Below are 15,842 nucleotides of genomic sequence, written 5' to 3' on the forward strand. Positions count from 1 at the left end.
ATGTCCTTTGAATTTTCTATAAAAACTTTTGATGAGCTGACTTCAGTTGATCTGTATCATATTTTAAAAGCACGCTCGCAAGTATTTGTGGTTGAACAAAATTGTGCTTATCAAGATATGGATGAAGTGGATTTTGATTGTCTGCATTTTATCGCCCATCAAAATGAATCCCTAGTTGGTTACTGCCGAATCATTCCTCCTGAATTCAATAAAATGAAGTCTAATCTTTCAGTAGCGGACTCTGATAACAAGTCTTCAGCCAATTCATCTGTGCCTGCTATAGGTAGAGTGTTAGTATTGTCAGAACATCGAGGTAATGGCTTAGCGCGGCAAATTATGACTCAGGCTATTGCCTATTGTCATAAAAAATTCGGTAAAAAAAGACCTATTATAATCTCAGCACAGACTTACCTGATCCGCTTCTATGAATCATTAGGGTTTGTCCCTGAAGGTGAATTTTATCTTGAGGATGGTATTGAGCATGTGAAGATGGTTTTATTTATGGTCAAAAAGGTTAAAGTGAAAAAACAGGGTTCAAGTACCAGCAATATTCTGAGTTTTCTGCTGTTGGTGTTAGCCCTTTTATTCATCGCAGGTTTGGTTTACTTAATGGTTTAAACGGCTTTTAATGAATAAGGTGTTGAGCATATTCACATGGTTTTGGACAAACGAGAAGCTAAAATAGTTTAATTTAATTAAAACGTTACGGCTACTGACTGATAAATGAATAATTCATCCTCGTCGTTGTACATTATCTAACTGTTGTTTTACATAGAGTATGTTACCTTTTATATAGTAATAATTATCAGTAGTAGCCATAAAATAGTAATTGTAAAATAATAGGTAGGATAACTCACTTAAGGAAAAGGATATAACCATGACTGACACAGGAAAAACGACAGTAGAAAGTAACGTCCGCCCAGAATATGACACCGAAATTCAAAAAATTGCCGATTATGTTTTAAATTACTCTATAGATGACGATTCTCCAAATAGTGATGTGGCATGGAGTACGGCACGCTACTGTCTGATGGATACTCTAGGCTGCGGCCTACTCGCGCTACGGTTTCCAGAATGTACCAAGCATTTGGGGCCCGATTGTGACGATCAAATCACTCCTAACGGTGCGCGTGTTCCCGGAACCTCTCATCGACTTGACCCCATCAAAGCCGCCTTTGATATTGGTTGTATGGTGCGCTGGCTAGATTATAACGACACTTGGCTTGCTGCTGAATGGGGACATCCCTCAGATAACTTAGGCGGTATTTTAGCGGTAGCCGACTATATCAGCCAGCAAAACGTCAGCCAGGGACGCGCCGCGCTTACCATGAAGACCGTGCTTGAGGCCATGATTATGGCGCACGAGATTCAAGGAATATTGGCGTTAGATAACTCCTTTAACCGCGTTGGCTTAGATCATGTGTTCTTAGTAAAATTGGCCTCAACTGCAGTGGTCGCCAAGCTATATGATCTGCCACGCGAACGTATAATGGCTGCGATCTCACAAGCTATCGTCGATGGCCAAGCACTGCGCACCTATCGTCATACTCCCAATGCTGGTAGCCGAAAATCATGGGCGGCAGGTGACGCTACTAGCCGAGCGGTGCGCTTGGTAGATATTACTAGACGAGGCGAGATGGGAATACCTAGTGCCTTGACCGCTCCGCAGTGGGGATTTTATGATGTGCTATTTAGCCATACCAATAAGGACCTAGCCACTAAGCCTGCAAGCGAGAGACACTTTACGTTTCAACGTGACTTTGGCAGTTACGTGATGGAAAACATCTTATTTAAAATAAGCTTTCCGGCTGAGTTTCATGCGCAGACCGCGTGCGAGGCAGCCGTAATTTTGCACCCACGAATCGAAGATAGAATTGACGATATCGAAAAAATTGTGCTGACCACTCATGATTCAGCCATTCGCATCATCTCGAAAGAAGGGGCACTAGCCAATCCTGCCGATCGCGACCATTGTCTACAATATATGGCTGCTGTGCCCCTGCTAACGGGTGATCTTATGGCAGAAAATTATGAAGATGACTATCATGAACAACATCTATCAATCGATGAGCTGCGTAGCAAAATGGTCGTGGAAGAAGACGCGCGTTATTCAAAAGATTACCATGACCCCAGTAAGCGCTCGATTGCTAACGCCATTCAAATATTCTTTAAAGATGGCACCAGTACCGATAAGGTCGCCGTCGAATACCCTATCGGCCACAAACGTCGCCGCGAGGAAGGTCTCCCCGTACTAGAGGCCAAATTCCAAGCCAATCTTGCCACGCGTTTTATAGACAGTCGTTGTGAGGAAATTTTCGCGCTATGTAACGATCAAGCGCAGTTAGAACAAACGCCAGTGAATGAATTTATGGATATGTTTGTTACTAACTGATTGATATAAATAAACGCCCGGCTTGTTTATTAACAAGCCGGGCGTTTAGATAGCTTTTAACGCTTAGTCAACCTAACAGCTACCACGGTATCGACTCTCCTGCCCAATCAACGAAACTTCCTGATTGGGTAGCGGTCATGCTGGCCAGCACCTCTAATAAGCATTCAGCACTATAGGCTGGCGAGAATAAATGTCCATCAGCGACATTTCCTTGGAAGGGTGCGGACAGTTGGGTATTTACCGTTCCCGGCTGCATGACCACCACGCAGACATTTTTGAGCGACCTTCCCCATTCAATACTAAGATTTTTCATACCCATATTTAGCGCCGCTTTACTCATTCGGTAGCTATACCAACCGCCCATTTGGTTATCACTAATACTGCCCACACGTGCTGAGATAGTCGCGAATATCGCTGGCTGGTCATTACTGCGCTCTGCTTTGGTCAATAACGGCTTTAAGTGCTTAGCAATAAGCAGGCCGGCTAAGGCATTAACTTGCATGTTTTGTAAGAAGAACTCAGATTCAACTTGTCTCAGCGCTTTTTCTGGTTGCGATTGCTCGGTATGAAGTAGCCCCACACAGCTGATAATCCAATCAAGATGCGTGCTCTGTTGTCCAATAACCTCAGCCGCCTGCTTGATACTGTCCTCGTCACTGACATCCATTTGAATCCAGTGCAAATTTTCTGCCTCAAAAGTAGGTACGCTTCGGTGATAAGTGGCAAACACCCGAACACTGTTATTTTTCTCGCTGGCTGCACTCGCTACCAATTGTTTGACCATTGCTTGTCCGATACCACCGGTACCACCAATAATCAGATAAGTTTTAATGTCCATAAGGCACCTTCCTTTTCAATTTTATTATCTATTATTAACGTGATTGTTATTCTTAACATAGCATACTGCACAACAGATAATTAGAGACAATTTATGAAAAGAAACAATAAAAAAGCTGCTTTATAGTACGTTTAGCATATCTAATAGTGTTGATAGTGGCAACAAGCCGTCTCAAACGCATTTCTTTATTACGAGGTTATCCCGCGCAGCATGATAGTTCTTTAATATCCTTGCTAAAAATTTGTGCACATAGCTTTAAACCTTCGACCATCGTTAAATATGGGAAGAGTTGTCCTGCGAGATCATCTACTGTCATATTATTATGAATAGCGAGTGCAGCACTTTGAATTAATTCCCCTCCTTCATGAGCGAGTATTTGTGCGCCAAGAATATTACCTGTTGGTTTGTCAGCGACCAGTTTGATAAATCCATCTGTTTCAAAATTAACCAATGCTCTAGGCACATTTTCCATGTCTAACACCCGACTAATAACCTCAAACCCTACTGCTATGGCTTGCGCTTCAGTTAATCCCACCGTTGCGACTTGTGGATCTGTAAAGATAACCGCAGGCATGGTGGATAAATCGAGTCTAGCATCACCACCCATCATATTGATACCTGCCTTGGTACCTGCTGCAGCTGCTACATAAACATATTGAGGCATGTTAGAGCAATCACCTACAGCATAAATATTAGCTGTTGATGTTTCCATTTTATCATTAACTATAACGGCACCATTTTTTTGTGTTTCAACACCTACGTTTTCTAATCTAAGCTGCGCTGTATTTGCGTGACGACCGGTAGCAATAAGTAACCTATCAGCGCTTAAAACTCCTTCATTTGTATCTAATGAAAAGGTTTTTCCATCATAGCTGACGCTGCTTGCTTGAGTGTTATTTAGTACTCGAATACCCTCTCTTTCAAAACACTCTGTTAATCTCTCACCTAATAACGGCTCTTCTGCATACAACAACGTATGGCGTGCCAATATAGTCACACTACACCCTAAACGATGATAGGCTTGGGCAATCTCCAAAGCAATAACCGATGAGCCAATTACCAGTAAGCTCTCTGGCAATTCTTCAGCAAATAAAGCTTCTGTAGATGTCCAATACGGGGTGTCTGCTAAACCATTAATTGGTGGGATAGTCGGTGTAGAACCCGTTGCAATTAAAATGCGGTCTACGCGAAGTTCTTTTTCTGAACCATCAGGCTTTTTTATAAGCAACGTATTTTCATTTTCGAAGTGTGCGTAACCTTTTAATAAGGTTATTGCTGGATTTGACTCTAAAATACTGATGTATTTGGTATCACGTAATTCATCGACAAGTGAAGTTTGTTGTTGAGCTATTAGAGAACGGTTTACTTGAGGATGGCTGTTTTTTAGTCCTTTAAATGGATTATCTCGTTGCTGATGCGCTAATTGTGCAGCACGAATAAGTATTTTTGATGGTACACAACCTGTATTGACACAAGATCCACCAACCACTTCAGCACCTTCAATCATGGTTACTCTTGCTCCAAGCTCTGCCATTTTAATAGAACTAGCAAAAGCACCTGAGCCACTGCCAATGACAGCTACATGCATAACTTCTTTTTTATCAGTAACATGTGATGTATAAACTTCGATATCATTAATCATTTTTCATCCTTTTTTCGTATCATTATTATAGCCATTTTTATCCGGTGAATGCTTCTTTTTATACAGTGCATAAATGGTAAGTGCGACGAAAATCGCTAGTGCTGGAAGCAAAACAATGTCTAGATATCCCGTCAAAGAAGCAAGACCTACAGCACCCAATAAAATAACAAGCACAGGAGTAAAACAGCATAAAGCGACAATTACGGTGCCTACAATTCCGAATCGGAGTAATAATTTGTCTCTATTCATAATCAAAATTCATTTTTTTAATGTAGATGGATAACCCGCGTTGGTTGTTGCTTTAATTAAGGCTTCAACGTTGGTTTTGGTATCATCATATTTAATCACAGCCAACTTAGTTCTGTAAGTGACTTCAGCCTTTTCAACACCATCGACACTCTTTAGTGAATGTGTGACTGTTATTGGGCATGTAGTACAGTTCATCGTTGGTACGTCAAGCTTAACCGTTCGAATTTCAGCGAAAGCGCTGATACTTGAAAAAGCAAGTAAACAGCTTAATAGTAATTTTTTCATCTTAGATTCCAATTTTAGAGGGTTGTAATGGTTTAATAAAAAATTAAACCAACCAAAGTAACCAGTAATTGCTAGTGACCAAAACAATCGCGACTGAGGCGCTCAGCCAAAAGATAATTTTACGGCGCTGCTGTATTGCTATTACGGCACATGCCGTATCTGGTTCACACTCTCCTACTGGGCGATAAATTTTCCAGCCTGAGTAACCAAATGACAGCAGCACAAACAGAACGAATATAGGTTTGTATGGTTCAAATGCGGTTAAGTTACCTATCCAAGAGCCGCTTACTCCAAGTAGCAGTAACACTAAAGGGCCGACACAGCAGACACTTGCACCTATGGCAGCCAAAATTCCTCCTATCATTGAAAGGTTTAATTTTTTCTTCTGCATATGAATACCTCGTTAAGTTACGATACAAGTGTATTCTATGTACCTAGGTACGGAGTCAAGGTTTTTTTGGCAAGTTAATAAAATATATTTTCATGGGCTTGATGAGGTGCTTCTATGTAGAACAACATTGATGTTAAAGGCTCTGCTTTGATATAAAAACAATTTATAAGAATCAGATGTCTTGTTGATGTACTTTCAATGGATAAAACTCTAAAAAATTTAGTTAATATCGGATTTGCTAAGGCTGTAAAGAATCGATAATAGGACAACAAGTATCATCTTTGTTATTATGACATTGGTCTATATGTTCTAAGAGTGCTTTTTCTAAAAGAGATAAGTCAGCTTGTTTGGTTTGAACAGCAATTAACTTTTTTTTCGCTAGCTCTTCGACCTGTCTACAAGGGCTATCATTAAGTAAAATTAAACTCTTTATTTCATTTAACGTGAATCCTAATTCTTGAGAACGTCTGATGAAACGAATTCTATTTACCGTTTCTATTGGATATTGTCTATAACCTTGCATAGGTTTAATGGGTTGTTTGATTAGTCCTTTACGTTCATAAAAACGGACGGTTTCTACATTGATTCCGATTTCTTTTGCTATTTTGCTGATGGTTCTAGACATTATTTCTCCTTGCTAAAAAACAGTACAATGTTAAATATATTTTCCTAATTAAATTAACATGTTATCAAGCAACAGGTAATAAATACTTACTGAGTATAATAAATTATTTATAAATAATCCTACTATCCGTAACTATTCTATTCACTGCCCAAAGTATAAATACCATTTATTCTTGCCTAGATAACCATGGATAATCACAAATAATAGTCTTACCAAATGCGCTACAATACGCTTGAATCACTATTCATCTGCACGACTTAATGTTTGTTCTATTTATACGGATATTACCCCATCATGCTATCGCCCCAAGACCAACTGACTGAGCTGGTACGAACCCTTGAAACCCAGCAGCACGTCTTTGCAACCGATCCGTTACTGGTCACCGAAAAATTGCAAGTAGAAGACGGGTCACCCATTCAAAAGCTGCATCGGCGTGCAACGCGTATTGATAGTAATGGCGCGCTGGCACGGGTGTTGGGTAAGATTGATGGACGTATCAAAGGCATCATGATGGTCATGAGCGTCGTATGGTGCGTATCAGGTTTTCTGGGCTTGTTTACCTTACTACAGGCCAATGTGGTTAATTTCTTTTATGTATTGGTCTGTCTGCTAGGTTTTCATACGATTATGTTGGTTGGCTGGCTGGTATTAACAGTGGTTAATCAGGGTAAGCAATCCTCAAACTGGTTTGCAAGTTTTGTGAGTCCAAGTCACTTGATTCGCGGTAAAGACGACATCACGCAAGCGGCGGTTGGCTTATATGAGCAGCAACTCCAGCATAGTGGGATGCGCTGGTATCTGGGCAAGTTCAGCCATCAGTTGTGGCTTGCGACCCTAACAGGTATGCTTTTTGCCATTATATTTTTGTTAATCGTACGGCAGTATAGCTTTAGCTGGGAGTCGACGTTACTGTCTGATCAGGCGTTGATTACCCTCACCCATGTGCTCGGCTGGTTGCCCAGTATGGTGGGTTTTGATGTGCCTAATAATGCTGCTATTGTACAAAGTCGTCTGGTGACTGATGCCCTGCCCTTATCGGTGGCAAGACAGTGGGCAAGTTTACTGATTGGTAGCCTGCTGATGTATGGCATCGTACCGCGCTCGATAGCATGGGCGTTTTGTGCACTGATGTTTCGTCGTAAAAAGATGCACTTGGATATTAAGCTACCCTATTATCAAAAGATTTTGAACTTTTGGCAGCGTCAAGTGGTGGATGCGGATGATTTCACTGAGGTCGCCGCGCCAGTAGCACCAAAAGCGACCGTTAGCGCGGGCAAGAAGCTAGTAGCTCTACTTGAGTATCCTTCTAATACAGAGACTTGGTGGCAGACAGACATAGTTGTTACTGATGATAATTACCGTGCGGATGTGGTGGAAAATTTCGGCATTGTTGATGATCGCAATGATATGATGCGCTTAACGGCTTATTTGGACAACCATCCCGTACAAGTGTTACTGGGCATTCACAATAAAGCGCTACCGGATCGCGGGACGCTGCGAAAATTAGATCAAATTGCCACTCATGCCAAGCACGGCTTGATTGTGCAGCTATTAGGTAACGACGATGTTTCTAATGAGCTTGCATCAGAGGCAGACCTGACATCACCACAAGCTATTCGTCACCAACAATGGCAAACGGCTCTTTCTGCGCGAAAAATTGGCTTGGTAAATAACAATTAAAACCCAGTATCTGCTGTCTAATGACGTCAGCGTTCACAACAAATGCTGATTTTATAAAGCTTTAGCCGTATATTAAAATGACAGGGACGTCGGGTAACAATCGATAAGTGGTGGGATGATATGGCGACAACAGATGATGGCTTCATTAGTAATAATAGTAACTTAATGAATCTAGGTCAGTATGGCCAGACCTTAGAGGGTTATAGAGACACGTTAAACCAAAGTATTCTCGCGCTTGCGCCTGAGTCATGGCAGCCGCTGCTGACCAGTATTTTACCGACCCATTGGCAAGAATGGTTATTGCCACTGATGGGTGCGCCGTTTTTCTTATTATTTTTGGCCGAGTGGTTTTATCAGTCTAAGCGCGGGAGCGGTGATGCCTTTAATTGGCGACGCGCGGCGACCAACTTTAGCTTAGGCGGCTCTTACTTAAGCTTCGAGTTAATTATTCAAGCTTTGATAGTGCTGCCGATTTGCTTATGGTTATATCAGTATCGTCTGTTTACCATTGAGGTGACGTGGCTGACCGCAATTCCAATCTTTATCGCCGTCGAGTTTTGTTATTACTGGTTTCATCGCAGCTCGCATCGGATCAATTGGTTTTGGTCAGCGCATGTGGTACATCACTCCGATGATCAGATGAATCTATCGACTGCCATGCGTCAAAGCTTGCTGTACTCAGTGACCGGCTGGTGGTTATTCTTCGTCCCACTGATGCTACTGGGTGTGCACCCCGTTTGGGTGTTTTTCTTTTACGCGCTAGATTTAATTTATCAATTTTTTATTCATACCGAAACGGTTGGCAAGTTCCCAAAATGGGTCGAATACATTTTTGATACCCCATCCAATCACCGCGCCCATCATGGTACCAATGGTGATTATATCGACCAAAACTATGGCGGGGTCATCATCATTTTTGATCGCTGGTTTGGTACTTATGTGGAAGAAGATCAAGTCAATAATCCTGTCATTTATGGTGCCGTTGGCGAAGCCAGTCATGACAATATTTTTAGCTTAATATTTTCAGTGTTTTATCGCATGTGGCAGCGCTTCTTTCGAACAAGAGGGCTTAAAAATAAGCTCAAAGTATTGTTTAACCCACCAGGTACGGTTTAACACCAAACGTATCTGTGTTCAGCCTGTGATTGATGCTATTTTCTTACTTAAGCTAACCTTTAATAAAAATATTAACTTTCAACATTGATAATGTAAGACACTATTATGAATCGTAATGACAATAAAGATGCTGGCATGAATAACAACAATACCAATCAGCCGACAAGTCTCTTTGCTGACAAAGCTTATGCTGCGCCATCTGAACAAAATGAAGAGCTGACGGCATCGGTAAACAAAAATAATTTAAACAAAGAGCAGCCTATTAATATTAATAAGGATCAAAACACTAACAGTACGACTGACCCTTACTCTACCTTAACCTCAGAATCGTCACTTGAAACGACAACGCGCAATAAAACCACCATTGCCAGTGGTGAGCCATTAAAGCTGGCGGTCGTTGGCCATACCAATACCGGAAAGACCTCAGTATTGCGCACCCTACTGCGTGATGTTTATTTTGGCGAAGTAAAAAATGAAGCGGCCACGACCCGCCATGTTGAGCGTGCCCAGCTGACCGATAGTCAAACGGGTGAGGTATTGGTCGCCTTATATGATACGCCCGGATTGGAGGATGCATCCGGATTGATGGATTGGCTGGAAGATAACACCGCCAGTCGTCGAGATGGTATTGAGCGTTTACAACAATTTTTGGCCGCCGATATTGCCTCTGGGGCCAACGGTGCTGATGGCTTGGACGATTATGGATACAATGATTATAGCCAAGAAGCAAAGGTTATCCGGCAGTTGCTGGCAAGTGATATGGCTATTTATGTGGTCGATGCGCGCGATCCAGTATTGGGAAAGTATAAAGACGAATTGGCTATCTTGTCTTGGGCAGCAATTCCGGTCATGCCAGTATTTAATTTCACGGACAGCCAAGATGCCAATATTGATCAGTGGCAAACCATGCTGGCACGTCGTAACTTGCATATTTCAACCCGATTTGATTCGGTAGCTTTTGAGTTTTCAGATGAAATACGACTGTGGCAAAACCTGGCAACCATGCTTACCCATGCGGAAATGCTCGAGCAGCTAATGCAACGCCGGACTGAAGACTGGGCCCAGCTATATGATGAGGCCAATATTATTATTGCGGACTTTTTATTAAATGTTGCTGCCTTTGTCCACGAGATTAGCGATGATGATGACCCTATGCCGGTATTACAACAAATGCAAGAAGCGGTACGCCAAAGCGAGCGTGCTATGCAGCATAAACTGTTAAATTCATATAAGTTTTATGATAATGGCGTAGCAGCAACCCCGCTTGAATTGCAAGCCTATCAGCAAGACCCCTTTGATCCCGAATTGCTTAAGAGCTATGGTATTCGCACCACATCTGGTGCTGCTGCTGGCGCTTTATTGGGATTAGGATTTGATGCGGCTGCATTAGGCACGACATTGGGATTGGGCGCTGCATTGGGCGGTATCGCTGGCGGGTTATTATCTAATACCAGTAGTATCGCTGATAAAATATCGGGGGTGAAGCGTTTATACATTGACCCGGCTACCCTCACATTATTAGCTACCCGTGCGATAGATTTATTAACAGCGCTGCGTCATCGCGGACATGCTGCTACTGATGCCACGCAAATGCTATATGGTGGCGACCAAGTTAGCGCTCAGCAAACCAGCGGTCATGAAGATGACAATCATACTGTTGATGACACTACTCTAATAACCCCGTGGCCGACCCATAAGCTACCCAGTGAGATCAAAAAAGCGCGCGGCAAGCCGCAATGGTCATCATTGAGTAGTGGGAAGTCTGAGCAAGCACAAAGTTTGCGTACGGATGCGGCTTGGTCGTTATCACGCAAGCTTGAGTCACGTAAGCTAGAAGCAAATAAACTGGAATCAAGTAAGCGCGAACGGTCATAAAACAACGTGTTGCTGCTAAGTTAATAGGTTACTTTAATATCTTATTTAATATTTTAGGTTAATAATGAGCTTAACGCCTCAGTCCCTCGTACATCCGTTTGCTGTAGATAGATCGGATATACAGGGTAGTCAGTAAAGCTTCGCTCGATATTACCCATTAGTTTCTGCTGTCTATCGGCACGTTGTTGCCAGAACTCATCCTTTTGCGTCGGTATGATCAGCTGATTGACTACGATTGCCGCTGGCGTGAGCTTGGTTTCCTCTAATTGCTGAATGGCACGCTGGGTTTCTGCTAAAGGTAATACATCAGCAGTCATCACCTGCACAATTGCCGTTTGTGCGCGGTCATGGAGTAGCTGCCCTGCCTGACGAAACAACTCTTTGCGTTTTTCTAATACTGATACCGCCTGCTCCCAACGATCAGGTTTGTGCTTGGCAAATGGGTTTGGGACGTCTTTTTTATCATTACTAGCTTTAGCCTTACTGGTATTAGTATCTAAATGAGTGGCAACCGAACGCAATTTAGCTTGCCGCCGTTGCTGAGCCAACAGCCCATCCGTCCACGCCCCCATCATCTCAGGCAACACCAATAAACGTAAAGTATGCCCTGTGGGTGCGGTATCAAAAATAATATGATCATAGCCTGCATCGGCTGCCGCCACTAAGTGTTGACACATCGACTCTAACATTGCCGCTTCCTGAGCCCCTGGTGCTGATTTTGAGAGACGCAAATGCTCACGAATTTTAGGCATCATATCAGGGTTGGTATAAGCCTTAATGGTGCGCTCGACTTGTACAAAGTGAGCATCAACGATGATGTCAGGATTCAACTCGATAGCATCAAGGTAAGGCGTAATAGCTGTTTTTTCATTACTTAGGCGCACGTTTAGCACATCGCCTAAACTATGTGCAGGATCGGTTGAGATGATCAGTGTCTTTTTGTGCTGGGTAGCATAATGGCTGGCGAGTGCCGCAGCGGTAGTGGTCTTACCTACCCCACCTTTACCACCAACAAATATAATGGGCTGCGAGGAAAGTTGTGTAACCAAAGAACGTAAAGGTTGTAGTGCCATATTTTATGTCTCCATTATTGTTTACTATTAACTATTAGTAAGATTAGCAACAACCAACATGATCAAACGGACATCTATCCATTCCCATACGGGTATGCCATTCATGAAAGTTCTCTAAGAATAACGGTTGTAATTCCAGGGTATAAAAGCTGGCGGGATTATCAATACCTAAGCTTTCAGCAAACATCAGCAGCATAAAAAAGTCTTCTTCATCACGTGCTGCGCGCGCCATCGTTTGCCGATAAGGGGCATGATAGAACTCATTCAAACCTGCTACAAAACGTTGCCACCACGGTGCGCTATATTCACTGTCTTCTGCTGCTGTGCTAATGAAATTATTGACACTATCTAGAGTCTCATCTAATGATTTATCATGGTTTTTATTGTCCATATTTTTACCTATTTTTGTCATTCAATCCTATCTTGAAGATTCAATTATCGCAAACAATCTTAATTTTTCATATATATCACTGTTTAAAATATATCACGTCTGCCTCAATGATAGTTATTGTTTGCTTTTCTTTGCAAAAACCATTCATCACTTGATGACATAAAAAAAACGCCAGCGATTGCTAGCGTCTTCTTTTAATTTAACCATTAGTTTTAATGATTACTTTTAATAAATGGTTAGGTATTAATTTATATCTTTACCTTTATGCTCCGACCATTCACGGCGTAAAACAGACAAACTCTCAAAGGTGACCAATATGGTAGCAATCAGGATAATAATATCCATAGTGATAAGCAACCAATTGCCATCAACGTAGAAGGTTTTGAGCTGGATTAATAACGCAAACACCGTCATCACTAATAAGAATGATAATGGTGCTAAGGTATACCAGACCGGCTTGCCTTTACGTAATAAAATAACAGTCACAATCATTAAGGTTAATGCAGCCATTAACTGGTTAGTAGTACCGAATAAAGGCCAGATAATCATACCACCTGCACCATCGATACCGCCTGCACCAAACGCCAATAGCAAACAGGTCCCTACTGCTAACAGCGTAGCCACTACACCTTTAGTCAATATTGGAATGTTATAAAATTCACCAAATTCTTGGAAAATATAACGTTGCAAGCGTACCCCAGTATCCATAGTGGTACCCGCAAATAATGCTGCCATAACCGTTAGTATGGTTTGTGACAATACTATATCAATACCAACACCCGCATTCAATATCGCAGCGCCGCCGTCAATAAAGGCACCGATAGAGCCGTCACCGAATTTCTGATAAACAGCTTCCCAATCACCAAGTGTTGCAAAACCCGCGGTCGCCGCAAGGATCGCACCTAACGCTAGCATACCTTCGCCAAGCGCACCAAAGTAACCCACGAAACGCACGTCTTCTTCTTTATCAATTTGCTTAGAAGTCGTACCTGTTGCGACCAAACCATGGAAGCCTGAAATAGCCCCACAAGCAATGGTAACAAAGAGCAGTGGCATGATTGAGGGTGTGTCTATTGGTAAATTAGTATTAATCGCCGGTGCTACAATAGTAGGTGTTGAGATAAAGATGGCGGCATATAATAAAATCAAACCTACGAATAACTGCAAACCATTAATATAATCGCGTGGCTGCAATAACATCCATACCGGCAATAATGAGGCAACTGCCGCATAGGCAAATAAAATGATAATCCAAATGGCATTATCAGGCAGACCAAAAACGGTCTCAGGGAAGGCGAATGGGAACATAGAGCCAAGGTAAATAAGACCATATAATGCACTTACCCCAATTATTGATACCCATAATAAATTCATCTTATAACGATAAATACACTGGCCAATAATTAAAGCAACAATTAACGCGCCCCACACCGGCAATACAGCTGATGGGGTTTTAATCATCATATTGGCAATAGCAACGCCGAATACAGCATTAACCATAAGCAATAGTAAAAAGATAACCACCATCATCAAACTACGTACGCGCGTACCCATAACTGTACCGGCAATGGAGCCAATGGACTGCCCTCGATTACGCATACTTGCCCATATGGCTGACATATCATGAACGCCTGCCATAAAAATCGTACCAAAGACTACCCAAATTACTGCGGGTAACCAACCCCAAATTACGGCAATACCAGGACCAATAATTGGTGCGGCGCCCGCAACTGAGGTAAAGTGATGTCCCCACAATACGTATTTATTGGTAGGTACATAGTCCACCCCATCTTTCATGGTGTGTGCTGGCGTGGGACGGCTGTTATCTAATGCTAAAATTTTGGTGGCGATAAACTTCGAATAAAAAACATAACCGCAGAGCATCGCGGCGACGCCAAGTAACAACACAATGGCACTATTCATCTTATCTCTCCCTAGATAAAACGAGGGTGGAAAATCACCACTTCCTCTTATCCTTATTTTTTATTCCATAGTAAGCGCTGGCAGGTAAGTCACATGATGACTATCATCCTACCTATCTTTGAGCAACGATCTATATAGTTGTTACTGTTGAATACAAGCCTTTGTCATTAAACGCTTGCGATTACGATAAATTAGAATACCAACCAGAAATTTACACTCGATGAGCATAAACAAAAACGTTAACATTAAAAACAATAGACTTGATTGTGATCTGCATCTGTAAGAGTCGAAGTTTAGTCTATAGCAAGGTATTAATATTCTGTATTAAGTGTAGCTGATTTGACACAAAATGTAACGTCTAATATACATCAGGCAACAACACAGTGCCAAAGTTAAGATGATAAAATAGTTGTTAAAGCTCATTTTGAATGAGTATCTAATGCTGACTGGCCTTTTGATCGATTCATAAACACGTAAGCATAGAAATCATGCAAATATTCAAGATATTTTAACCGTTAGAATTTGGCCATACTAACGCGGTGAACAATAATATATGAGATGGTAAAAACAAATGAATATTAAAAGAAAGGTATTGTAATGGCGCATTATTTTGGATTTATACCCTCAGATAAACTCAACGATATGATCGATGAGGCTGAGAAAATTATTACCTCAAATGAGACAGTCGACTACTATCCTTATCGTAATGAGCTTACACAACAGATTGCTAGTGAACTTATTGATAGCTTATTGGTCAGCTTAATTGATGTGATTCCAAACCCTGAACGGCAAGCGTCTATGCGTAAAATTATTGAAACTATTGAGCGCGCGACTGAAACGCTACTTAACGTCTTGCTTGGTAAAGATAAAAACGAAGATATCATGCCCAGCTTTAACTTTTTAAAAAACCAATCGATGTTCATAGATAATGAAGGGCTACGCCGTGTAGGGTTTAAACTCTCTAAAGACTCAGCACAAACAATTATTGAAGGTTTTGCATCGGTCACGCCAGGTACGGTTGATAAAGTAAAGTTCAAAACGGCGCTTGAAACTATGAATGAAGAAGCGCTAACTCATTTCATTAGCCGCTTTACTGAAACGCTTAAACTTGGCATGATCAAACGCAAGTCTATTCCCGTTGCCAAAGCGGCTATTGATAAAGGAATGAGTATGGCGATTAATAAACTACTGCCTCAGCTGCCTGATGCGGGATTGAATCGTTTAGCAAGTTTTTATCGCCCTTTTCTTATAGAAATAGCGGATGAATAAAGCGAGAATAACAATATGAGATTATTTTTGTCCTAAAAACCACGTGGCATTGGGCAAATTCACTAAAACTTGCTAAAATAAGCAGCACTTTCT

Annotated in this window: 15 protein-coding genes; 6 read left to right on the forward strand and 9 right to left on the reverse strand. The window is 41.7% G+C overall.

Annotated elements, in window-relative coordinates:
• Positions 1-618 (forward strand): GNAT family N-acetyltransferase, encoded by a 618-nt coding sequence (locus U1P77_RS04520; protein WP_321156190.1) that lies wholly within the window; start codon positions 1-3, stop codon positions 616-618.
• A 259-nt stretch (positions 619-877) separates the two neighbouring features.
• Positions 878-2,392: a bifunctional 2-methylcitrate dehydratase/aconitate hydratase gene (locus U1P77_RS04525; protein ID WP_321156191.1), complete on the forward strand. Its 1,515-nt coding sequence runs from the start codon at positions 878-880 to the stop codon at positions 2,390-2,392.
• Positions 2,393-2,471: 79 nt separating this feature from the next.
• Here U1P77_RS04525 and U1P77_RS04530 read toward each other — a convergent pair whose 3' ends face one another.
• The 6 genes from U1P77_RS04530 to merR all read right to left on the reverse strand — a co-directional run bounded on the left by U1P77_RS04530 (position 2,472) and on the right by merR (position 6,422).
• Positions 2,472-3,230 carry an SDR family oxidoreductase gene (locus U1P77_RS04530; protein ID WP_321156192.1) on the reverse strand — a complete coding sequence of 253 codons (759 nt, stop codon included), beginning with the start codon at positions 3,228-3,230 and terminating at the stop codon, positions 2,472-2,474.
• A 196-nt stretch (positions 3,231-3,426) separates the two neighbouring features.
• Positions 3,427-4,872 carry a mercury(II) reductase gene (gene merA / locus U1P77_RS04535; protein ID WP_321156193.1) on the reverse strand — a complete coding sequence of 482 codons (1,446 nt, stop codon included), beginning with the start codon at positions 4,870-4,872 and terminating at the stop codon, positions 3,427-3,429.
• Positions 4,873-4,875: 3 nt separating this feature from the next.
• On the reverse strand, positions 4,876-5,121 hold the full coding sequence (merF, locus tag U1P77_RS04540; protein WP_321156194.1) for a mercury resistance system transport protein MerF: 246 nt from the start codon (positions 5,119-5,121) through the stop codon (positions 4,876-4,878).
• A 9-nt stretch (positions 5,122-5,130) separates the two neighbouring features.
• The gene (merP, locus tag U1P77_RS04545; RefSeq protein WP_321156195.1) at positions 5,131-5,406 is read right to left on the reverse strand and encodes a mercury resistance system periplasmic binding protein MerP; all 276 of its coding nucleotides are present in this window, start codon (positions 5,404-5,406) and stop codon (positions 5,131-5,133) included.
• A 43-nt stretch (positions 5,407-5,449) separates the two neighbouring features.
• Complete coding sequence (locus U1P77_RS04550; RefSeq protein ID WP_321156196.1) at positions 5,450-5,797, reverse strand: mercuric transporter MerT family protein; 348 nt, start codon at positions 5,795-5,797, stop codon at positions 5,450-5,452.
• Between the two features lie 238 nt (positions 5,798-6,035).
• Entirely contained in the window at positions 6,036-6,422 is a 387-nt protein-coding gene (gene merR, locus U1P77_RS04555) for a mercury resistance transcriptional regulator MerR (protein WP_321156197.1), read from the reverse strand.
• Positions 6,423-6,716: 294 nt separating this feature from the next.
• Between merR and U1P77_RS04560 the strand changes: the two genes are divergently transcribed.
• From U1P77_RS04560 to U1P77_RS04570, 3 genes are all read left to right on the forward strand, one after another.
• On the forward strand, positions 6,717-8,102 hold the full coding sequence (locus U1P77_RS04560; protein ID WP_321156198.1) for a DUF2868 domain-containing protein: 1,386 nt from the start codon (positions 6,717-6,719) through the stop codon (positions 8,100-8,102).
• Positions 8,103-8,222: 120 nt separating this feature from the next.
• A complete protein-coding gene (locus tag U1P77_RS04565) occupies positions 8,223-9,218 on the forward strand; it encodes a sterol desaturase family protein (protein WP_321156199.1) in 996 nt (331 codons plus the stop codon).
• 105 nt (positions 9,219-9,323) lie between these two features.
• Complete coding sequence (locus U1P77_RS04570) at positions 9,324-11,093, forward strand: GTPase/DUF3482 domain-containing protein (RefSeq protein ID WP_321156200.1); 1,770 nt, start codon at positions 9,324-9,326, stop codon at positions 11,091-11,093.
• A 53-nt stretch (positions 11,094-11,146) separates the two neighbouring features.
• Here U1P77_RS04570 and U1P77_RS04575 read toward each other — a convergent pair whose 3' ends face one another.
• From U1P77_RS04575 to U1P77_RS04585, 3 genes are all read right to left on the reverse strand, one after another.
• A complete protein-coding gene (locus U1P77_RS04575; RefSeq protein WP_321156201.1) occupies positions 11,147-12,166 on the reverse strand; it encodes an ArsA family ATPase in 1,020 nt (339 codons plus the stop codon).
• A 43-nt stretch (positions 12,167-12,209) separates the two neighbouring features.
• A complete protein-coding gene (locus tag U1P77_RS04580; protein WP_321156618.1) occupies positions 12,210-12,497 on the reverse strand; it encodes a cory-CC-star protein in 288 nt (95 codons plus the stop codon).
• 303 nt (positions 12,498-12,800) lie between these two features.
• Positions 12,801-14,480 (reverse strand): carbon starvation CstA family protein, encoded by a 1,680-nt coding sequence (locus tag U1P77_RS04585; protein ID WP_321156202.1) that lies wholly within the window; start codon positions 14,478-14,480, stop codon positions 12,801-12,803.
• 597 nt (positions 14,481-15,077) lie between these two features.
• On the opposite strand from U1P77_RS04585, the gene U1P77_RS04590 reads away from it, so the two are divergent.
• A complete protein-coding gene (locus tag U1P77_RS04590) occupies positions 15,078-15,749 on the forward strand; it encodes a hypothetical protein (RefSeq protein ID WP_321156203.1) in 672 nt (223 codons plus the stop codon).
• Positions 15,750-15,842 lie beyond the last annotated feature (93 nt).

The organism is Psychrobacter sp. LV10R520-6, from assembly GCF_900182925.1.
In the GTDB taxonomy this organism is placed as follows: Bacteria; Pseudomonadota; Gammaproteobacteria; order Pseudomonadales; family Moraxellaceae; genus Psychrobacter.